The following is a 21,582-nucleotide window of genomic DNA, read 5'->3' on the forward strand; positions in this document are numbered from 1 at the left end:
TGCAGTCCCCTGTTCTCCCCCAACGGCGTTGCGCAGTCGTGCGGGTGCCAGCTTACCGACCCGAACTCCGCCGGCGCGCACCTCATCCCGTTTCCGGCTGAGCCGGGCGCTCGGCCCGTCGATTTCGGGCGCAGGGCGGACCGCGCCTGCACCTAACGAAATCCCATGCCCGCCAGCCCGATTCGTCGACAATCCGGATCCGTTGGGCGGCAGGGCACCGGCGTGGCGACATTTGCCCGCGCACGGCTATGCCGTTGGTCGGCGGAGCATTACGTTTTGCTGGTTTCTTCGGATTCGCCGGAGTCGGCGGACTTCGCGGGGTCCTCGATCACGTGGTAGACCGGATCGACCATCGAGATGGGCCGGTTGCCGGTCTGGCGGGCCTTGCCGGTGAGGCGCAGTAGCTGGCCGGGCTGAATGTCGGCGCCCCCGTGGCCGGGCCGGAAGGTGACCGTCATTTCCCCGCTGTTGTCCCCGACGACGACCTGCCGGAAGGTCCGCCCGCGCTCGGTGACGTCCTCGACTTCGTTGACCCGTCCTTCGACGGTGGCCCGTTGCCCCGAGATCAGCCCGGCCACCAGGATCACCGACGCCGGCCGCTCGGGGTGCTCGTAGGAGTCCACCTTCTCGTCCTCGCCCTTGGACACCCAGGCTTCGAGCTTGTCGATCTCCTGTGCGATCCGCTGTTCGAAGGTGTCGGGGTAGGCCTCGTTGATGCGCGATTCCACGTCGTAGGGCACGATCGTCGCCGCCGCATCCGGGACCACGCTCACCGCGCGGGCGATCTTGTCGGCGGTGCGGTCGTGCAGCAGCCGGCCCAGCAGCCGCGCGAACGTTCGGCGCGGCAGCAGCACCGTCACATTGGTGTGCGGTTGTTCGTCGCGCGCCTTGGCGACCAGTAACTGAGCGGCCCGGCTGACGCGCCGGTCCGGGCAGTCCACCACCCGCAGCGGGGTGTCGAGATCGAAGTGGTCCCAGCGCTTTCGCAGTTGGGCGGCGTGGGCGGGGTCGACCATGAAGTGCACCGCGGTCAACTCGTCGGCCCGTAGCCCCCTGCCGTAGCGCAGCGCCTCGATCACCGCCAGGTCGACGGAATCGACGAGGATGAACACCCGGTGCCGCGCGTACTTCACCAACTCCGGGCGGTCGGTGCGGAACATCTCGAGAATGGCCGCCTCGGCGCGGTATTCGCGGTTGAGCCGCATCAGCATGAACACCAGCAGCGGGAAGACGACGACCACCAGCCACGCGCCCTCGGTGAATTTCGCCACCGCGAAGATGCCCACCACGATCGTCGACAGGATCGCCGCGGAGAGATTGATCGCCAGGCGGCGTCGCCATCCCGGTTCGCGTTGCGTCAGATGGTGTTTGGTCATTCCGTAGCCGGCCATCGAGAAGCCGGTGAACACGCCGATCGCATAGAAGGGAACCAGCGCGTTGACCGAGCCGCCGGTCACCACCAGCAACAGCACCGACAGCGCCGTCAGGGTGATGATGCCGTTCGAAAAGACCAGCCGGTGACCGCGTTTGGTGAGTTGACGCGGCAGAAAGCGGTCCTCGGCAACGAAACTGGCCAGCGCCGGGAATCCGTTGAAACTGGTGTTCGCGCCGGTGAACAGGATCGCGGCGGTCGAAGCCTGAACCAGGATGTAGAAGACTTCGCCGATCACGCCGTTGCCGAAGACGGCGCGGCCGATCTGCGACAGCACCGACGGGTATTCGGTGAGATACGGCGTGGCGTGGGTGACGTGCGCCAGGTAGGCGACGCCGGCCAGCAGCAGGCCGAGGATGGTGGCCATGGCGGTAAGCACGCGGCGCGCGTTGCGGCCCTGGGGCTTTCGGAAGTAGTCGACCGTGTTGGAGATGGCCTCGACCCCCGTCAGCGACGAACCTCCGTTGGCGAACGCGCGCAGCAACACCAGAACGGTGGCGCCCAGCACCAGCCCGTTGCCCTGGTGGACCGGCACGGTTCCGGCCATGCGCGCGGGATCGTAGACCGGCAGGTCCCCGGCGATCGCGCGGATCACACCCACCACGATGGTCAGGCCGACCATGGCGATGAAGGAGTAGGTCGCCACCGCGAACGGCAGGCCCGCCTCCTTCAACCCGCGCAGGTTCGCGTAGCAGATGGCAAGCACCACAGCGACCGTGAGCTCGAGGCTGTAGGGGCCCAGCGCGGGGACCGCCGAGACCACCGCAACCGTCCCGGCCGCCGATTGCACCGCAACGGTGACCACGTAGTCGATCAGCAGCGCCGCGGCGGCGATCTGTGCCACCCGGGGCCCGAAGTTGTCGCGCGCGACGATGTAGGAGCCGCCCGCCCGGGTGTAGGCCATGACGACCTGCCGGTACGAGGCGGCCACCAGCACCAGGATGAGCAGGATGACACCGGTGATGGGAAGCAACAGCAGGAAGGCGGCCAGCCCGGCGTGCGGCAGCAGTTCGATCAGGATCTGCTCCGGACCGTACGCGACGGATGAGACCGCGTCCGGCGAAAGCGCGCCCAGGGCAACCGGATTCGACAGTTTTTCGGAAGCGATGTCCTCGGTGATCAGGGGCTTGCCCAGAAACACTCGCTTGACGACGTCGCCAACCGAAAGGGGGATGCGCACCTTGCCGGCCGAAGTCGTCACGACCACCGTCCTTAACCTGAGCGGGGGAAACACCTCCGATGCATTGTGCACGTTCGCCGCCGCTTCGGCGGCGCGCATCGTCGCCGGGCTAGGCGAGTCGCTGCACGGCGGCGGCGATCCGCTCGTCGGTGGCCGTCAACGCGACGCGCACGTGCTGCGCGCCGCCCGGGCCGTAGAAGTCTCCGGGCGCCACCAGGATGCCGCGTTCGGCCAGCCACGCGACGCTGTCCCCGCAGGGCTCGCCGCGGGTGGCCCACAGATACAGGCCGGCTTCGGAATGGTCGACGGCGAACCCGGCCGAGCGCAGCGCCGGCAGCAGCGCGGCCCGCCGCCGCTCGTACCGCTCCCGCTGCGCCAGCTCGTGGCCGTCGTCGTCCAGGGCGGCGACCATGGCCGCCTGCACCGGCGTCGGCACCATCATCCCGGCGTGTTTGCGCACCGCCAGCAGCTCGGCCACCAGCTCGCGGTCCCCCGCGACGAAGCCGGCCCGGTAACCGGCCAACGACGAGCTCTTCGACAGCGAGTGGATCGCGAGCAGGCCGCGATGGTCGCCGTCGCAGACCGACGGATGCAGGATCGACAGCGGGTGGGCCTCCCAGCCCAGGCCGAGATAGCACTCGTCGGATGCCACGACGCTGCCCCGGTCGCGCGCCCAGCCGACCACTTTGCGCAGGTGGTCGACGCCCAGCACGCGCCCGGTCGGGTTGCTCGGGGAGTTGAGGTAGACCAGCGCCGGGGTTCGCGGGCCCACCTGGGTCAGCGAATCGGCGCGCAGCACCGGCGCCCCGGCCAGCCGGGCCCCGACGTCGTAGGTCGGGTACGCCAGCTCGGGCACGACGATCATGTCGGCCGGCCCCAGCCCCAGCAGCGTCGGCAGCCAGGCGATGAGCTCCTTGCTGCCGATCACCGGCAGCACGTCGGACTCGGCGAGACCGCTGATGCCGAAGCGGCGGGCCAGCGCGGCGACCACCGATTCGCGCAGTCGCGGGGTGCCGGCGGTGGCCGGATACCCGGACGCCGACCCGGCGGCGGCCAGCGCCTCGGAGATCACGGGCGCGACCGGGTCGACCGGGGTGCCGACCGATAGGTCGACGATCCCGTCGGGATGGGCGCCCGCCCGCGCCTTCGCGTCGGCCAGGGTGTCCCAGGGGAATTCCGGCAGGGACGCCGACACCCGCGCCCTCACCCCGGGCTCATGGAGCACCGGCCCGCTCAGTCGCCCTCACCCTGGGGCGGCAGGTCCTTGACCGCCTGCGGGTCGTTCTCGGTCATGCCGACCTTGGCCGCACCGCCCGGCGATCCCAACTCGGTGAAGAAGTCCGCGTTGATCTGCGTGTACTGACTCCACTGTTCGGGCACGTCGTCTTCGTAGTAGATCGCTTCGACGGGACAGACGGGCTCGCAGGCCCCGCAGTCGACGCACTCGTCGGGGTGGATGTACAGCATCCGCGCGCCCTCGTAGATGCAATCGACCGGGCACTCCTCGATACAAGCCTTGTCTTTGATATCGACACAGGGCTCGGCGATCGTGTAGGTCACAGACGTCTCCTCCATGTACTACTTCGGTGGGCTGCTCTTCGGCTCGCGCCCGGTGCACCGGCCGCTCCAGACAAAGCTTTCGGTTACTGATACTAGACGTTGCACATACACGTCAACCACTTGGCACGCCCGTTAAATTGACGATTTAAGACTGCCAGTCTCGGGCGCCGCGACCGGGGTCCGTTTCGCCGACGGCGAACGGCGTCCACGGACGCCTGACCTGCACAAAGTTGCAGTCGAGCGAGCCTCGACGATAGCCGTTGTGGTGGAAGCACGCTCGCGGTGCCTGGTAACCTCGACGCCAGACGGCAGCCGCCGGGCAGATGTCGTCGCCGTGATAGCGGTGCATTAATTCGGGGAAAGGTGTCCACACATGGTGAGGCTGTCGTTGACCAAATTGACCGTTGCGGTTGGCAGCGCGGCGGTGGCGTTGACCGCCGCGGCCGGGATCGCGTCCGCAGACCCCGATTGGGGCCCGGCCATCAGCACGACCTGCAACTACGGCCAGGTGATGGCCGCGCTGAACGCGAACGACCCCGCGGCGGCCGCGCAGTTCAACCAGTCGCCGATGGCGCAGAACTTCCTGCGCAGCTTCCTGGCCTCTCCCCCGCCCAAGCGCCAGCAGATGGCCGACCAGGCCGCGGCGATGCCGGGTGCCGCGAAGTACTTCGGCACCGTCAACGCGGTCATGTCGACCTGCAACAACTTCTGAGTCGCGCGCACGCGTTCAGTAACCGCTGAGCAGGCCGCGCACGCGGCCTAGCGTCTCCGGTCCGACGCGGCTGCAGACGCGCGACGGATCCGCGGGCTTGCGGCCCCAAAGCAGCAGGACGCGGGCGGCCGGATCGGTCTCCAGCGTGGGGGGGCCTTCGGGCTCGGCGAGTGCGATCGTGGTACCGCCGGCTTCCGCGCTGAGAACGACGTCGTCGGTATCGGGAGCCCGCAGCCGCGCCTCGATGCGCTCGCCCTGTCGAAGTTGCTTGGCTCCCTTGGCCAGCAGCGGCTTTCCGACCGCGACGACGCTGTGGGTCGTCATCCACGGCTCGGCCAGCCGCGCCCGGGCCGCCGCGTCGTCCCCGGTGATGTCCCAACCGTGCAGCACGAGTTCTTCGCGCATGTGTTCGGCGAACCAGGGCACCTTCATGGTGCGGCCCGTCCACGCGACATCGGTGTCCTGGGGCACCTCGTCGGCCGCCGCCGCGACGCGGCCGAGGGTGGCCATCCGCTCGAGCAGCGCGTCCCACAGGTCCGCGTCGTTCAGCGCGCGCAGCGGACCCTCGCGCTCCTCGAAGCCCCGGGTGGCGACGGCTTGGCCGTCCAGGTGAGCGGCCAGCACTCGGGCGAGTTCCTCGGCGTTTCCGGCCTGATGGACGACGATGTCGCGCACCGTCCAGGCGTCGCACCAGGTGCCCGCGTCGGGCCGTCGCCGCTGTACCGCGTCCGCGAACGGCCCCCACTCCGGGAACCGGTCGGAGTCGATCTGTCGGTTCACGGCATCGGGTATACCCGCCGCCTCCAGCCGCTAAGCCGCCCGCGGGGCATACGTGGTGGTGCGTTGGCGCGCCGGGCGCCCGATCCCCTCGGCGATCGCGGTCAGCTCCTCGACGGTCTTGGCCGACCCGTGCTCCGACCCGGCCATCCGCGAGATGGTCTCCTCCATCAGCGTGCCGCCCAGATCGTTGGCCCCGCCGTTGAGCATCACCTGTGTGCGCTCGACACCCAACTTGACCCAGCTGGTCTGGATCTGGGATATGCGGCCGTGCAGCATGATTCGCGCCAACGCGTGCACGGCACGGTTGTCGCGATGGGTGGGCCCGGGGCGGGCCGCGCCCGCCAGGTACAGCGGCGAGCTCTGGTGCACGAACGGCAGCGGCACGAACTCGGTGAACCCGCCGGTGCGGTCCTGGATGCCGCGCAGCACGTTGAGGTGGCCGACCCAGTGCCGCGGGCTGTCGACGTGCCCGTACATCATCGTCGACGACGACCGCAGGCCCACCTCGTGCGCGGTGGTCACGATGTCGATCCATTCCGACGTTGGCAGCTTGCCCTTGGTCAGCACCCAGCGCACCTCATCGTCGAGGATCTCGGCGGCCGTGCCCGGGATGGTGTCCAGCCCGGCCTCGCGCAGGCTGATCAGCCACTCGCGAACGCTGAGCCCGCTCTTGGTCACGCCGTTGGCGATCTCCATCGGCGAGAAGGCATGCACGTGCATCGACGGCACCCGCGCCTTGACCGCGCGGACCAGGTCGGCGTAGCCGGTGACCGGCAGCTCCGGGTCGATACCGCCCTGCATGCAGACCTCGGTGGCGCCCTCGACGTGCGCCTCCCAGGCGCGGTCGGCCACCTCATCGGTGGACAGCGAGTACGCGTCGGCGTCGCCCTTGCGCTGCGCGAACGCGCAGAATCGGCACCCGGTGTAGCAGATGTTGGTGAAGTTGATGTTGCGGTTCACCACGAACGTCACGTCGTCACCCACCACGTCGCGGCGCAGCGAGTTCGCCAGCGCGGCAACGGCTTCCAGCGCCGGCCCGTCGGCCGTCGCCAGCGCCAGATACTCGCTGTCGGTGCAGCCGGCGGGATCGCGCTCGGCGGCCCGCAGCGCGGCGAGCACATCGGTGTCGATGCGCTCGGGGGCCCGCGCGGTCAGCTCGTGCACGTGTGCGCGGATCGATTCCCAGTCGCCGAAGGCGCTGTCCAGATCGCTGCGGGCCTCGGTGGCGCGGCCCTCGGTGTCGATCGCCGCGTTGAGGTCGATCCGCCCGGCCGACGCGACGTCGTCGGGCTCCTGCCAGGGCAGCCCCACCGGGTTGACGTCGCGGGCCAGGCCGGTCTCCGGGTCGGCCAGCGCCAGCACGTGTCCGCGCACCCGCGGGTCGATCCACGCGGCCCCCGCCTGCACGTACTTGGGCTGGGCGGTCAAGCGCTGAACCAGTTCGTATCCGGCCCGCGCGGTGATCTCGGCCAGGACGTCGAGGGCGGGCCACGGCCGCTCCGGGTTGACGTGATCGGGCGTCAGCGGCGACACCCCGCCCCAGTCGTCGACCCCGGCACCGACCAGCGCCAGGCACTCGTCGCCCGAGACCAGGTTGGGCGGCGCCTGGATGCGCATGCCGGGACCCAGCACCAACCGCGCGACCGCCACCGTCGCCAGGTAGTCGTCGATCCCCGCGTCGGGGACGGCGGCCATCGCGGTGTGTTCCTTGGCCCGGAAGTTCTGCACAATCACCTCTTGGACGTGCCCGAACTCCTTGTGCGACTTGCGGATCGCGTGCAATGTCTCCGCGCGTTCGGTCAGCGTCTCGCCGATGCCGACCAGCAGGCCGGTCGTGAACGGGATGGACAGCCGGCCCGCGTCGGTCAGCGCGCGCAGCCGTACCGCCGGGTCTTTGTCCGGGCTGCCGTAGTGCGCAAGGCCTTTCGTCTCGAACAGCCGTCGCGACGTCGTCTCGAGCATCATCCCCATCGACGGCGCCACCGGCTTCAGCCGGGCCATCTCCGACCAACTCATCACACCGGGGTTCAGGTGCGGCAGCAGCCCGGTTTCTTCGAGCACCCGGATGGCCATGGCCCGCACGTAGGACAGCGTGGAGTCGTAGCCCCGTTCGCCGAGCCACTGCCCGGCCTCCGGCCATCGATCCTCGGGCCGGTCGCCGAGAGTGAAAAGTGCTTCCTTGCAACCGAGTTCCGCCCCTTGGCGGGCGATGTCGAGGATCTCGTCGGGTTCGAGGTACATGCCCGACCCCTGCGCGCGCAGCTTGCCCGGCACGGTGACGAAGGTGCAGTAATGACAGGTGTCGCGGCACAAATGGGTGACCGGGATGAACACCTTGCGCGAGTAGCTGATCGGCAACCCGCCGCCGGGGCCACGCCGGCCGGCCGACACCAACCCCGCGTCGCGTACCCGCGCGGCGCTGGCGCACAGGTCCACGAGGTCCTCGCCGCGCGCGGTCATCGCGACCGCGGCCTCATCGACGTTGAGCGCAACGCCGTCTCGGGCGCGGCGCAGCACCCGCCGCAGCGCCGAGGCGCTGGTCTTCGGCAAAACCACAGGATTAGGAAGAGCGGTAGGCTCCTCGCCCGGAGTCAGCGGCACCTTCGTGTAACTTCCCCACGATCGAATTTCATCCGCGTGTCCCAACATGTGAAATTTTCTTCCGACCCGTGCGGGCCCCGTCTGCGCAACAGTCAACAGTAGCGGCAGGTCCACCCCGGCGAGCGGGGACATCCCGGCCCCGTGCGGCGCACGAACGTCAGGACGGGTGGCCGCGCCGCCACAGCACCCAAAACGGCGGGGCGACACCCAGCACGATCAGCAGCAGGGCCCCGTAGGCCATCAGCCCGCGACCCCCCAGGATGACGTCGTCGGCCGGGCCGCCCATGCTGATCGCCGCCACCGTGAGCAGCCAGGTCCACAGCGGCAGCGCGGCCAGCCGCGACGACGTCGTCCACCGGCCGGCGGACCAGACCAGTGCGGCATTGACCAGACCGGAAATCAAGCCGCTGATGGGAAACGGAACCGCCCCGATGTAGGAAGGCAGCAGCAGGGCCCCGGCGAGTGCGGAGAGGACCCCGTCGACGGCGAGCAGCGCCAGGACCACGAAACGGATCGCGGGGTCGGTCGCGCCGCCGTCTTCGAGGGACGCGGCGCGCGGCTTGGTTGCGGTCAGGTCGGAACGCTGTCGATGTTGGAGAGAATCGAGCCGATAACCCACTGCAGGCTGTCGAGCCGGTCCTGCCAATGCTGCTGATTAGGGTCCAGGTCGGGGTCCATGCGAAATCCTTCCGTGGCTGCCTGATTGGCAAGCCTACCGCGTGACGACCGCGGTGAAATCAAGCCCCGCAAGCAGATCTGTCTCCCAGCCCCGCCCGTCGCGCTCCCCCGCCGCGCCGGCGGCCAGCACGTAGTGCTCCTCCGCCAGGATCGGCACCGCCATGTTGTTCGACAGGGCGCAGGCCCGGCCGGTGGGCCCGACGACCACTTGCGTGGCGTGGGCGGCCAGCGCGGCCCTCTTCGCCGCCCACGCCTGAAGGCCGGGCTCGACGACGGCGTCGATGTCGGCGTCCGCGTACCCGAAAACGAACTCCTCCTCCGGCGGAATGGTCCACTCGGGCAGCAGATCCTCGCCGGTCAGGGCGCGCAGCCCCGCTGTGAAGGCGTTCGTCGCGAACACCGACCAATAGAACTTCGGCACGGTCCACGGCTCGCCCGGAAAGTCGCCGGAGCCGGCGGCGGCCACGGCGGCCGTCGTGACGGTGTGGGTGTGCACGTGATCGGGGTGGCCGTAGCCGCCGCCGGGGTCGTAGGTCACGACGACGTGCGGGCGCTGCTCGCGAATGACGGCGACCAGCTCGCCGACGGCCTCACGCTCGTCGGCGTCGATGAACCGACGGCGCCGCCGCCCGGGCGTGCCCCGCATGCCCGAGTCGCGCCAGCGCCCCGCGCCGCCCAGGTAGTGGGGTGCGCCGACGCCCAGCGCACGCAGCGCCTCGGTGAGCTCGCCGATCCGGTAGCCCCCCAACTGATCCGCGCGATCGACGGCCAGTTCCGCCCAGCGATCGCCGATCACCTCGCCCTCCTCGCCGAGCGTGCAGGTGACGACGCGGACGTCCGCCCCGCGGGCGGTGTAGTGGGCGATGGTGGCGCCGTTGCTGAGGCTCTCGTCGTCCGGATGCGCATGGACGAACAGCAGCCGTGGCGTCTCGGGCATGGACGCACCCTACCGCGCGGTGCCGGCCGTCAGCGGTCTCGTCGCAGCCGATAGGAACGCATACGGCTACTATCGAGGGATGCCGCAGCTCACCCAGATCGCCCCGGCCGGCGGCCGGAGCCGCCGCCGGGGCGAGGTCCTCGAACGGGCGCTCTACGAGGCCACTTTGGCCGAACTGGCCGAAGTCGGCTACGGCGGGCTGACGATGGAGGGGATCGCGGCGCGCGCCCACACCGGCAAGGCGGCCCTGTACCGGCGCTGGACCACCAAGTGCGAGCTGGTGCACGCCGCCCTGGTCCACACCCTGCCGCCGTTGCCCGAGGCCCGGCCCGGCCGTCCGGCCCGGGAGAACCTGCTGACGGTGTTCACCGCGCACCGCGACGTCTGCGCCGGCAAGACGGCCTTCCCCGGGATGGCCACCGTCAACCAGCTCCTGCATGAACCCGAGATGCGCGCCATCTTCGCCGACGCCGTGGTGGCCCCGCGCCTGCGGATCGTCGAATCGATCCTGCAGGCCGCCGTCGCGGAGGGTGACCTCGATCCGGAGATGATCACCCCGCTGACCGCGCGCATCGGCCCGGCTCTGATCAACCAGCATTTCCTGCTGACCGGATCGCCGCCGAACCGCCGGGAGCTGGCGCTCATCGTCGACGCGGTGATACCGCCGCGAAAGGCGCGGGCGGCCTCCGACTAAGGGAAAGACCGGCGAGGCCCGCTCAGGGCCCGGTCTTGACCCATTGGCCGGCGTCGCCGACGATCCCGACCGGCACCGCACCCGACAGGCTGACGTTCTGCACGCTCGGGCCGGCCGCCACGATCGTGGTGTCCTGCAGGATCGGCAGCACGGTGGACATGTTCCACAGTCGCGGCTCGACCGCGGTGATCACGTCGTTGATGTTCTTGGTGCCGTTGAGCGCGGCGTCGATGTTCGACTGCACGCTGCGATCGCAGATCCCGGTGAGGTTCGACGGCGCCTGCACCAGGGCGTTGGGGTCCGCCGGGCGGCTGGGCGGGGTCGAGGTCGGTGTCGTGGCGGAGGTGCCGGGCGCGGTGGTGGTCGGCGAGGCCGGGGTGGTGGTCGGCCCCGTGGACGTCGGTACCTGCGTCGCCTGCAGCGCCGGGCAGCCATACCGCGACGCCAGGCGCGTCGCCAGATTCCCGCCCGCCTGGTGCCAGCCGATGATCGCGTCCACCTGGTTGTTGTTCAGCGCGTCGCGGTACAGCGTCACCGGGTCCAGCGCCAGCACGCTGGCGGCGATGCCGACGTTGCGCAACTGGTCGGCCGCGGTGTTCGCCACGGCCACCGACGTCGGGTCGTTGGCCGCCACGCCGATGACCAGCGACAGCTGTTGGCCGTCCTTGCTGATCCGGCCGCGGATCACTTCGGGCGGCCCGTTGTTCGCCGGGGTCGGCGCCGGCGACGCCGACGAGTTGCCCTCCACCTTGTAGCCGGACCCCTCCAGCAACCCCAGCGCCGCCGGCGTCGTCATCGCGGGGGGCGCGGTCGGCTCGTAGCCCGGGTCGCTGGGCGCGCGGATCTGGGCCTGGTCCAGCGTGACGGTGTTGTCGCTGCCCGCACCCACCGCCGCCAGCAGGTCGACGTCCAGCAGCCCCAGGATCGCCTTGCGCACCTGCGCGTCGGCCAGCTTGGGCTCGTTGGCCCGCAACGTCAGCTGCATGACCCGGGGCGTCACGATCCGGGCGGTGCGCACGTCGGGGATGGCGGACAGCTGCGCGAACGCCGCCGATCCGCCGTGCACCTGGGCCACCTGGGTGTCGCCGTTGCGGACCGAATCGGCCAGCGCCGCAGGCGCTCCGGCGCGCCGGAACAGGATGAGCGCGGGCTTAGCCGGTGATCCCCAGTAGCGGTCGTTGCGGGCCACCAGGATCTCGTCGCGCTGCGGGTCGATGCTCTCCACGCGGAACTGGCCGCCGGTGACCGGCAGCGCCCGCGCCAGCCCGGACGCGAACCCGCCCGGCACGTCCTTGACGATGTGCGCCGGAAGGATGTTGCTGAACAGCTCTTTCCACGACGGGTACGGCTGGGCGAAGGTGACCACCGCCTGCTTGCCGCCCTCGAGCGACTGCACGCCGGTGATCAGGTCGTAGCCGGCGGGGTCGACGACGCCGGGCTGGCTGACCATCTGCCGCCACAGGTACCAGAAGTCATCGGCGGCGATGGGGGCGTTGTCGGTCCACTGCGCCTCCGGCCGGATCTTGTAGGTCACCGTGAACGGGTTCTGGTTGGTGACCTCGGCGGACTCCAGCAGGGTCGGGTCCATTTCCCAGCGCGAGCCGGTCGGCGTGGCGGGGTCGGGCACCGGCCGGAACGTGCTGGGCAGCACCAGCGCGCTGATCGCCGCGTTCACCGGGGACAGGTCGGACAGCAGGTGCGGGTTGAAGCCGGCGCCGATCGAGTCGATGCCCATGATGATCTGCGTCGGCCGCGGCGGCGGCGGGGGCGAGTTGTGCGGCGTGTCCGTGCTCTGCGGCGCGGGCGGGGGGTTGACCGTGCACGCCTCGAGCGCCAGCCCGGACAGCGAGACGACCACGCCGACCGTCATGAACAAGCGGCGGACTCGTCTCGGCATGCCGATCAGGGTATCGAGCAGCCGCCCGGCGGCCCGCCCGAGCACGCGCGGCTAACCCCGTGCCTTGGCGCGCGACCGGCTGCGCGCCCGGGTCGTGGCGTCCAACTCGACCTTGCGCACCCGGACGATCTCCGGGGTCACCTCCACGCATTCGTCCTGCGCGCAGAACTCCATGGCCTGTTCCAGGTCGAGCTCGAGCGGCTTGGCCAGGGTCTCGATGACGTCCGCCGTCGACGACCGCATGTTGGTGAGCTTCTTCTCCCGGGTGACGTTGATGTCGAGATCCTCGGCGCGCGGGTTGATTCCGACGACCATGCCCTCGTAGGTGTCCTGGCCGGGCTCGACGAAGAACTGGCCCCGGTCGGCGAGCTGAATCAGCGCGAACGGCGTGATGGTGCCGGCGCGGTCGGAGACCAGCGACCCGGTGTGGCGGGCGCGGATCTCCCCGGCCCACGGCCGGTAGCCGTCGAACACGGCGTTGGCGATCCCGGTGCCACGGGTGAGGGTGAGGAAGTCGGTGCGGAAGCCGATCAGGCCGCGGCTGGGCACGATGAAATCCATCCGGACCCAGCCGGCGGCGTGGTTGGTCATCTCCTCCATGCGGCCCTTGCGGGCGGCCATCAGCTGGGTGATCGCGCCGACGAACTCGTCGGGGCAGTCGATCGTCATCGCCTCGAAGGGCTCGTGCAGCTTGCCGTCGATCGTGCGGGTCACCACCTGCGGCTTGCCGACGGTGAGCTCGAAGCCTTCCCGGCGCATCTGCTCGACCAGCACCGCAAGCGCGAGCTCGCCGCGGCCCTGCACCTCCCACGCGTCGGGCCGGCCGATGTCCACGACCCGGATCGACACGTTGCCGACCAGCTCTTGGTCGAGCCGGCCGCGGACCATGCGCGCGGTCAGTTTGTGGCCCGAGACCTTGCCCGCCAGCGGCGAGGTGTTGGTGCCGATCGTCACCGAGATCGCCGGCTCGTCGACGGTGATCCGCGGCAGCGCGTGGGCGTGATCGGGATCGGCCAGCGTGTCGCCGATCATGATCTCGGGCAGGCCGGCCACCGCCACGATGTCACCGGCGATCGCCTCGTCGGTGGGGCTGCGCTCGACGCCTTCGGTCGCGAGCAGCTCGGTGATCTTGGCGCTGGTGATCACGGGCAGCCCGTCGACCTCGCGCATCCAGGCCACCTGCTGGCCCTTGCGCAGCTTGCCGTTGTAGATGCGGACCAGGGCGAGCCGGCCGAGGAAGGCCGACGCGTCGAGGTTGGTCACCAGCGCCTGCAGCGGCGCCTCGGGATCGCCTGCCGGCGCGGGGATGTGCTCCATCAGCACGTCGAACAAGGGGTCCAGGTTGTCGCCGTCGGGCACCTCGCCGTTGGCCGGCTGGGTGGTGCTGGCCACGCCGGCCCGCCCGGACGCGTAGAGCGTCGGCAGGCCCAGCGCGTGCTCGGCGGCCTTGGCCGCCTCGTCGTCGAGGTCCGATGCGACGTCCAGCAGCAGGTCGTGGCTCGCCTCCACCACCTCGGCGATGCGCGCGTCGGGCCGGTCGGTCTTGTTGACGACGAGGATCACCGGCAGGTGCGCGGCCAGCGCCTTGCGCAACACGAACCGCGTCTGCGGCAACGGCCCCTCGGACGCGTCGACCAGCAGCAGCACGCCGTCCACCATCGACAACCCGCGCTCCACCTCACCGCCGAAGTCGGCGTGCCCGGGGGTGTCGATCACATTGATGACCGTCACCGTCCCGTCCGGGTTGTGCCGATGGACGGCGGTGTTCTTGGCCAGGATGGTGATGCCCTTTTCCTTCTCGAGGTCACCGCTGTCCATGATGCGTTCCTGGGTGTCGTCGCCCCGGTGGTGCAGCGCCCCGGACTGCCGCAGCATCGCGTCCACCAGGGTCGTTTTGCCGTGGTCGACGTGGGCGACGATGGCGACGTTGCGGAATGGCACGTCGGTGATTGTGGCAGCGGGGGGCCTTACAAAGCGAACTGGCAGGCGGCCGGGCCCGCCGTCCGGTGTGCGTGCAGGGCGGCCCGCCACGGCGTGTCGGCGCCCTGGCCGCACATCGAAAGCCCTGGGCCGCACATTCGACGGCCGGCCTGCTACCAGCCCCTGCGGCGTGGCGCCGTGCCGACCAATTCGCCCCCGGTCGCCTCTTCGCGGCTGCGGTAGACGATGTAGGGCCGGAACAGGTAGGCGACCGGCGCGCTCAGGATGTGCACCAGCCGGGTGAACGGCAACAGCGTGAACAGCACCATGCCGATCAGGGCGTGCAGTTGATAGTCCAGCGGAGCGTTGATCATCACCTCGCCGTGTGGCTGCAGGATCCAGATCCGGCGGAACCACAGGCCGACCGTGTAGCGGTAGTGGAACTCGCCGCTGTGCGGGCCGGTGCCGATCAGGTCGCAGTACAGGCCCACCACGATGGCCAGCACCAGCACCACGTACATCACCTTGTCGCCGCGGGTGGTCGCCATGGACACCGCCGGACGGGTGAACCGGCGATAGATCAGCAGCCCGATTCCGGCCAGCGTCGCAAAGCCCGCCAACGACCCGGCGATCACGGCCTGCAGATGGTAGAGGTGGTCGCTCAGCTTCAACATCTGCGTCACCCGCGGCGGGATCAACAACCCCATCACGTGGCCGGCGAAGACCGCCAGGATGCCGAAGTGAAACATCGGGCTGGCGATCCGCAGCAGCCGCGACTCGTAGATCTGCGAGGAGCGGGAGGTCCAGCCGAACTTGTCGTAGCGGTAGCGCCACCAGGTGCCGACGATCAACACCGTCAGGGTGACGTACGGCGCGATGTCCCAGAACAGTACGTTGCTAAACACCTGGCGCTCCTCCTTCGCGTCGGGGCGGCACGGTCAAGTTGAAGGGTTGCAGCCCAACGGATTCCGCGGGCGGCCCGGCTTTGGCCAGGCGCTCCGCGCGGCGCACGTCCTGATCCGTCGCGGCGGGCAGCGTCGCACACACCGCCGCCACGGTGGGCTCGTAGGGCGACTTCGCGTCGGCGAGGGCGCCCCGCAGCACGTCGATCGGGACTCGGTGCTCGGTCAGCAGCCGCCGCCCCGCCTCGGGGTCGACCGTGGCGGCGAATTCCAGCACGACGGCCAGGTGATCGGGCGCCTCGGCGCGCGGCGGCGCCACGCCCGCCTCCCGGTAGGCGGTGGCGAACTCCACCATCTCCCGGCCGCGGTTGCGGGTGTCCCCGGCGGTCCAGTACGTCAGGTACATGGTGCAGTGGCGCCGCATGTCGAAGGTCGCGACGTAGTCCGTCGCGGCGGCCATCGGCTCGCGGGCGCGCAGCGCGGCCACCGTTTGTCCGAGCAGCGCCGCCGCGGGCCCGCCGAGGTGGCCGAGCAGCTCGTCGACCGTGTCCAACCGTGCCGGCAGCTCGTCGTCCGGGTAGGCCAGCAGCAGCGACGCCGCCTGCCACACCAGTCGGTCCTGCAGGGTGTGGGTGCGTCCCCCGCGTCCGGACAGCAGCCTCATGGCTTCTGCTCTCCGGGAAACATTCCGGCGGGCACCTGGCGTCCGTCCCAGTTCAGCAGGTTCACCCGCGGCCGTCCGTTGGTGGCGGCCTCGCCGCCGGGCCGCTTGAGCGCGTGGAAGGTCTCCACGGAGACGGGCACCGGTTCACCCGACTCGTACATGCCCGGGCCGCCGTCGCCGGTCAACGAGCAACCCGTCTCCTCGAGGTCGCGGGCCTGCGGGCTGAACGCGGTCGGAATGACATACCGCTCTTCGTATTTCGCGATCGCCAGCAGCCGGTACATCTTGTAGATCTGCTCTTCGGTCATCCCCACCGAATGCGGGATGTGCGGCTGCGTTTCGCGCCCGAGATTGATGTCGCGCATGTAGGAGCGCATCGCCGCCAGCCGCCGCAGCACGCCCTCGACCACGGCGGTGTCGCCGGCGGTGAACAGCTCGGCCAGGTACTGCATGGGGATGCGCAGCGCGTCCAGCGCGCCGAACAGGTTGCCCAGTTCCTCCCCGTCGTGGCCGTCCCGGCTGACCGCGTCGACCACCGGCGACAGCGGCGGGATGTACCAGACCATCGGCATCGTGCGGTATTCGGGATGCAGGGGCAGCGCGACCTTGTAGTCGTTGATCAGCGCGTACACCGGCGAGCGCTGCGCGGCCTCGATCCACTCGTCGGAGATGCCCTCCGCGCGGGCGGCGGTGATCACCTCGGGATCGTTGGGATCCAACAGGATCCGGCATTGCGCCTCGTACAGGTCGGTGTCGTTCTCCACCGAGGCCGCCTCCAGCACCCGGTCGACGTCGTAGAGCACCAGGCCCAGATAGCGCAGCCGTCCCACGCACGTCTCCGAGCAGATGGTCGGCAGGCCGACCTCCATCCGCGGGTAGCACAGCGTGCACTTCTCGGCCTTGCCGGTCTTGTGGTTGAAATAGACCTTCTTGTAGGGGCATCCGGAGACGCACATCCGCCAGCCGCGGCAGCGGTCCTGGTCGACCAGCACGATGCCGTCCTCGCTGCGCTTGTACATCGCGCCCGACGGGCACGACGCCACGCAGGAGGGGTTGAGGCAGTGCTCGCAGATCCGGGGCAGGTAGAACATGAAGGTCTCTTCGAGGGCGAGTTTGACGTCCTCGCTGACCTTTTTGAGGATCGGATCGCCGGCCAGAATCTCCGGTGAGCCGGCCAGGTTGTCGTCCCAGTTCGGGCCCCAGGACACCTTCATCGGTTCGCCGCTGATCAGGCTTTTCGGTGCTGCCGTGGGGAACGTGTCACACGCGGGCGCGCTGGTCAGGTTCTCGTAGTCGTAGGTCCAGGGCTCGTAGTAGTCGTCGATGATCGGCAGCCTGGGGTTGGCGAAGATGCGCAACAGCTTGGCGATGCGGCCACCGTCGCGCAGCCGCAGCCGCCCCTTCTTGTCGCGTATCCAGCCGCCGCGCCACCGCTCCTGATCCTCGTAGGTGCGCGGATAGCCCTGGCCCGGACGGGTTTCGACGTTGTTGAACCACACGTACTCGGTGCCGGACCGGTTGGTCCACGCCTGCTTGCAGGTGACCGAGCAGGTGTGGCAGCCGATGCACTTGTCGAGGTTCATCACCATCGCCAGCTGCGCCATTACCTTCATCTAGTACGTCACCTCCTGGCTGCGGCGGCGCACCACGGTGACCTCGTCGCGCTGGTTGCCGGTCGGTCCCATGTAGTTGAAGGCGAACGCGTGCTGGCCGTAGCCCCCGGCGAGATGGCTGGGCTTGATGCGGACGCGGGTCAGCGCGTTGTGGTTGCCGCCGCGCTTGTTGTTGGTTTCGGTGCGGGGCGTGTCCACCGTGCGCTCCTGCACGTGGTAGACGTACACCACGCCGTCGGGCATCCGGTGGCTGACGATGGCCCGGCACACGTAGATGCCGTTCGCGTTGACCGCCTCGACCCAGTCGTTGTCGCGGACTTCGAGTTTGGCCGCGTCGCCCGGGCTCATCCACATCGTCGGCCCGCCCCGGGACAGCGAGAGCATGTAGAGGTTGTCCTGGTAGGTGGAGTGGAACGACCACTTCGAGTGCGGCGTCAAATACCGCACGGTCAGCCCGATCCCGTCTTCGGTGGGGCCGAGCTCGGGCTGTCCGAACAGGCGCGTCATGTCCAGCGGCGGGCGGAACACCGGCAGGTGTTCGCCGAGTTCCTCGACCCAGTCGTGGGCCAGATAGAAGTGCATCCGCCCGGTGAGCGTGTGGAACGGCTTCAGGTTTTCGATGTTGATGGTGAACGGCGCGTAGCGGCGCCCGCCGGTCTCGCTACCCGACCATTCGGGGCTGGTGATCACCGGGACGGGACGCGCCTGGGTGTCGGCGTAGCTGATGCGCCGCTCCTCGCTGCCCTCGGCCAGGTGCGCCAGCCGCTGGCCCGTCCGCTTTTCCAGCTCGCGGAAGCCCTCGACGGCGAGCCGGCCGTTGGTGGTCCCGGACAGCAGCAGCAGCACGTCGGCCATCCGCGCGGCGGTGGTGATCGCCGGGCGGCCGGCTGCCGCACCGGAATTCATCACCCCGAACTTGGCCGCCAGCTCCTCGACCTCCCGGAACGGGTGCACGGTGACGCCCTTTGTGGTGAGCCCGAACGTGTCGACCAGCGGGCCCAGGGTTTGCCATTTGTCGTAGATCGCGCCGTAATCGCGTTCCACCACGGTGAGTTTGGGCATGGTCCGCCCGGGCACCGGCGTCGCGCCGCTGTGCAGCCAGTCTTCCTCGGTGCCGTCGGGATAGGCCATCGCGTCCGGCGTGTCGTGCTGCAGCGCGGTCAGGACCACGTCGCTGCGGGTGCCCAGGTGCCGCTTGGCCAGCGCGCTGAATGCGCGCGCGATCGCACCGAAAGCCTCGAAATCCGAACGGGTCTCCCAGGGCGGGTCGGTCGCGGCGCTGAACGCGTGCACGTAAGGGTGCATGTCCGTGCTGGAGATGTCGGCTTTCTCGTACCAGGTCGCCGCCGGCAGCACGATGTCCGAGACCAGCGTCGTCGACGTCATCCGGAAGTCGATCGACATCATCAGGTCGAGCTTGCCCTCGGGGATGTCCCCCTCGCACACCACATCGGCGGGCGGCACGCCGTCGGTCGGCGGTTCGGCCTGCACATTGGAATCGGTGCCCAGCAGGTGGCGCAGGAAGTATTCGCCGCCCTTGCCCGACGACCCGATCAGGTTGGCCCGCCACACCGTAAGCACCCGAGGCCAGTTGACCGGATTGTCGGGATCGGTGACGGAAAGCTTGAGTTTGCGGTCGCGAAGTTGCTCGGCGACGTAGTCGGCCACGTCGCGGCCCGCGGCGCGTGCCTCATCGGCGACGTCCAGGCTGGACCGGTCGAACTGGGGGTAGAACGGGCTCCAGCCCATGGCCGCCGCCGAGGCCAGCAGGTCCATCGTGTGCTTGCCGGCGAATCGGCCCCGGCCCAGCGGGCTGGCCAGTTTGTCGGCCCCGTAGCCGTCATAGCGCCACTGGTCGGTGTGCGCGTACCAGTAGGAGGCGCCCGGCACCTGCCGCGGCGGTCGCACCCAGTCCGTGGCCATCGCCATCGTCTGAAACCCGGTGAGCGGGCGCACCTTTTCCTGGCCGACGTAGTGCGCCCAGCCCCCGCCGTTGCGCCCCATCGAGCCGGTCAGCATCAACAGCGCGAGCACCGCCCGATAGATGGCGTCGCCGTGGAACCACTGGCAGATGCCGCTGCCCATGATGATCATGGACCGCCCGCCGGATTCCTCTGCGCTGCGCGCGAATTCCCTGGCGACGCGGATGGCCTGCGCGGCCGACACTCCCGTGATCGCCTCCTGCCACGCGGGGGTGTTCTGCTGGGTCGGGTCGTCGTAGCCGGTCGGCCATTCGCCCGGCAGCCCCGGCCGGGCCACCCCGTATTGGGCGAGCATCAGGTCGAAAACGGTGCACACCCGATGCGTGCCGACACGGCGCACCGGGACGCCGCGCGCCACGGTGGTGCCTTCGCCGTTGACGGTGTCGAAGCTGGCCAGGTGCACCAGCGCGGTGTCGCCACCGCCGTTGGCGCCGTGCGTGTTTCGCACGCTCAGCGCCGGCACCAGGGCGCCCAGGTCCAGGTTCCATTTGCCGACGCCGTCCTCGCCGTAGCGGAATCCCAGCGAGCCGTGGGGCACCACCACCGAGTCGGTGGACTCGTCGAGCACCGCCGGCTTGAGCGCCGCGTTCTCGACAGCCTCACCGAGGTCCGCCGCGGTGAGGTTCTTGCCGGGCACCAGCATGTCGCCGCGCTCTTCCAGCTTGATCAGGAACGGCAGGTCGGTGTAGCGGCGCGCGAAGTCGGCGAAGAACGGAACCTCCTGCCGGACATAGCATTCCGTGAGTATGACGTGACCCATCGCCATGGCCAGCGCGCCGTCGGTGCCGGCCGCGCACGGCATCCACTCGTCGGCGAACTTCGTGTTGTCGGCGTAGTCGGGACTGACCGTCACCACCTTGGTGCCGCGGTAGCGCGCCTCGGCCATCCAGTGCGCGTCGGGGGTGCGGGTGATCGGCACGTTGGAGCCCCACATCATCAGATACGCCGCGTCCCACCAGTCCCCGGATTCGGGCACGTCGGTCTGATCGCCGAACACCTGCGGCGAGGCCACCGGCAGGTCGGCGTACCAGTCGTAGAACGACGTCATCGGGGCGCCGATCAGCTCGAAGAACCGCGATCCGGCGGCGTAGGACACCATGGACATCGCCGGGATGGGCGAGAAGCCGGCGACGCGGTCGGGGCCGTAGGTCTTGATGGTGTGCACGTGAGCGGCGGCGATCAGCTCGGTGGCCTCGGCCCAGGTGATCCGAACCAGTCCGCCCTTGCCGCGGGCGCGCTGGTAGCGGCGCCGGCGTTCGGGGTCGGCCTGGATGTCGGCCCACGCCAGCACGGGATCGCCGAGCCGCGCCTTGGCTTCCCGGTACATCTCGACCAGCACGCCGCGGGCGTACGGGTAGCGCACCCGGGTGGGCGAGTAGCTGTACCAGGAGAACGACGCCCCGCGGGGGCAACCGCGCGGCTCGTATTCCGGCCGGTCCGGGCCGACCGAGGGGTAGTCGGTCTGCTGGGTCTCCCAGGTGATGATCCCGTCCTTGACGTAGATCTTCCAGGAGCACGAACCGGTGCAGTTGACCCCGTGCGTGGAGCGCACCACCTTGTCGTGGCTCCACCTGTCGCGGTAGAACGCGTCGGCCTCGCGGCCGCCCCGACGTGTCACCGTGCGCCGGTCGGCCGAAACCTCGCCCGGCGTGAAGAACCGTCCGCTGCGCTCCAGCAATTCCTCGAGCGCTCCACCAACATGTGGTGTGACCGTCAACAGGTATCCCTCCTACTCCGTAGTGCCTCGAGTCGTAGCCGGGCCGTTGCTTCGACCGCAGATGCGTGGTGGGGCCGTGTCGGCCACGGGCCGCCGGGTCACCGATCCGCGCCGGCCCGGAACGCCGATGCGATCGTGTCGGCGGCACGCGGGCCCGGGAGCGATCGGGCACCGGGATAGGGCGCGGTGGACCCGCCGATCACCTTCGCGGTGCGCGGCCCGTTAACGAAATATTGTCTGGTCAGCATAGGTTTTGCGGACCTAGACGCAGCCCGCGCGGACGCCGTGACGACGTCAAGACGACGGATCGCTT

Annotated in this window: 15 protein-coding genes; 2 read left to right on the forward strand and 13 right to left on the reverse strand. The window is 69.7% G+C overall.

What is annotated here, in order from left to right; all coding sequences use genetic code 11:
* Positions 1-269 precede the first annotated feature (269 nt).
* From G6N37_RS12945 to fdxA, 3 genes are all read right to left on the reverse strand, one after another.
* Positions 270-2,633: an APC family permease gene (locus G6N37_RS12945; protein ID WP_163680871.1), complete on the reverse strand. Its 2,364-nt coding sequence runs from the start codon at positions 2,631-2,633 to the stop codon at positions 270-272.
* A gap of 88 nt (positions 2,634-2,721) precedes the next feature.
* A complete protein-coding gene (dapC, locus tag G6N37_RS12950) occupies positions 2,722-3,807 on the reverse strand; it encodes a succinyldiaminopimelate transaminase (protein ID WP_163684990.1) in 1,086 nt (361 codons plus the stop codon).
* A gap of 38 nt (positions 3,808-3,845) precedes the next feature.
* Positions 3,846-4,172 (reverse strand): ferredoxin, encoded by a 327-nt coding sequence (fdxA, locus tag G6N37_RS12955; RefSeq protein ID WP_068096492.1) that lies wholly within the window; start codon positions 4,170-4,172, stop codon positions 3,846-3,848.
* A gap of 376 nt (positions 4,173-4,548) precedes the next feature.
* On the opposite strand from fdxA, the gene G6N37_RS12960 reads away from it, so the two are divergent.
* Positions 4,549-4,884, forward strand: coding sequence for a hemophore-related protein (locus G6N37_RS12960; RefSeq protein ID WP_163684992.1), 336 nt, complete (start codon positions 4,549-4,551; stop codon positions 4,882-4,884).
* Positions 4,885-4,899: 15 nt separating this feature from the next.
* Here the strand turns inward: G6N37_RS12960 and G6N37_RS12965 are convergent, their stop codons facing one another.
* The 4 genes from G6N37_RS12965 to mshB all read right to left on the reverse strand — a co-directional run bounded on the left by G6N37_RS12965 (position 4,900) and on the right by mshB (position 9,880).
* A complete protein-coding gene (locus G6N37_RS12965) occupies positions 4,900-5,664 on the reverse strand; it encodes a maleylpyruvate isomerase N-terminal domain-containing protein (RefSeq protein ID WP_163680874.1) in 765 nt (254 codons plus the stop codon).
* 30 nt (positions 5,665-5,694) lie between these two features.
* Positions 5,695-8,313 carry a bifunctional FO biosynthesis protein CofGH gene (locus G6N37_RS12970; RefSeq protein ID WP_232074970.1) on the reverse strand — a complete coding sequence of 873 codons (2,619 nt, stop codon included), beginning with the start codon at positions 8,311-8,313 and terminating at the stop codon, positions 5,695-5,697.
* A gap of 109 nt (positions 8,314-8,422) precedes the next feature.
* Complete coding sequence (locus G6N37_RS12975) at positions 8,423-8,884, reverse strand: hypothetical protein (RefSeq protein ID WP_163680879.1); 462 nt, start codon at positions 8,882-8,884, stop codon at positions 8,423-8,425.
* A 93-nt stretch (positions 8,885-8,977) separates the two neighbouring features.
* A complete protein-coding gene (gene mshB, locus G6N37_RS12980; RefSeq protein WP_163680882.1) occupies positions 8,978-9,880 on the reverse strand; it encodes an N-acetyl-1-D-myo-inositol-2-amino-2-deoxy-alpha-D-glucopyranoside deacetylase in 903 nt (300 codons plus the stop codon).
* Between the two features lie 79 nt (positions 9,881-9,959).
* On the opposite strand from mshB, the gene G6N37_RS12985 reads away from it, so the two are divergent.
* A complete protein-coding gene (locus tag G6N37_RS12985; RefSeq protein ID WP_163680886.1) occupies positions 9,960-10,574 on the forward strand; it encodes a TetR/AcrR family transcriptional regulator in 615 nt (204 codons plus the stop codon).
* Between the two features lie 22 nt (positions 10,575-10,596).
* Here G6N37_RS12985 and G6N37_RS12990 read toward each other — a convergent pair whose 3' ends face one another.
* The 6 genes from G6N37_RS12990 to G6N37_RS13015 all read right to left on the reverse strand — a co-directional run bounded on the left by G6N37_RS12990 (position 10,597) and on the right by G6N37_RS13015 (position 21,269).
* Positions 10,597-12,477 (reverse strand): ABC transporter family substrate-binding protein, encoded by a 1,881-nt coding sequence (locus G6N37_RS12990; protein WP_163684994.1) that lies wholly within the window; start codon positions 12,475-12,477, stop codon positions 10,597-10,599.
* Between the two features lie 45 nt (positions 12,478-12,522).
* Positions 12,523-14,412, reverse strand: coding sequence for a translational GTPase TypA (typA, locus tag G6N37_RS12995; RefSeq protein WP_163680889.1), 1,890 nt, complete (start codon positions 14,410-14,412; stop codon positions 12,523-12,525).
* A gap of 152 nt (positions 14,413-14,564) precedes the next feature.
* Positions 14,565-15,296, reverse strand: coding sequence for a respiratory nitrate reductase subunit gamma (gene narI, locus G6N37_RS13000; protein ID WP_163680891.1), 732 nt, complete (start codon positions 15,294-15,296; stop codon positions 14,565-14,567).
* Positions 15,289-15,957: a nitrate reductase molybdenum cofactor assembly chaperone gene (narJ, locus tag G6N37_RS13005; protein ID WP_174813825.1), complete on the reverse strand. Its 669-nt coding sequence runs from the start codon at positions 15,955-15,957 to the stop codon at positions 15,289-15,291. The genes narI and narJ overlap by 8 nt, the downstream gene beginning before the upstream one ends.
* Positions 15,954-17,570 carry a nitrate reductase subunit beta gene (narH, locus tag G6N37_RS13010; protein ID WP_163680894.1) on the reverse strand — a complete coding sequence of 539 codons (1,617 nt, stop codon included), beginning with the start codon at positions 17,568-17,570 and terminating at the stop codon, positions 15,954-15,956. The genes narJ and narH overlap by 4 nt, the downstream gene beginning before the upstream one ends.
* Complete coding sequence (locus G6N37_RS13015) at positions 17,571-21,269, reverse strand: nitrate reductase subunit alpha (RefSeq protein WP_163680897.1); 3,699 nt, start codon at positions 21,267-21,269, stop codon at positions 17,571-17,573.
* Positions 21,270-21,582 lie beyond the last annotated feature (313 nt).

This window comes from Mycobacterium seoulense, from assembly GCF_010731595.1.
Taxonomy (GTDB): Bacteria; Actinomycetota; Actinomycetes; order Mycobacteriales; family Mycobacteriaceae; genus Mycobacterium; species Mycobacterium seoulense.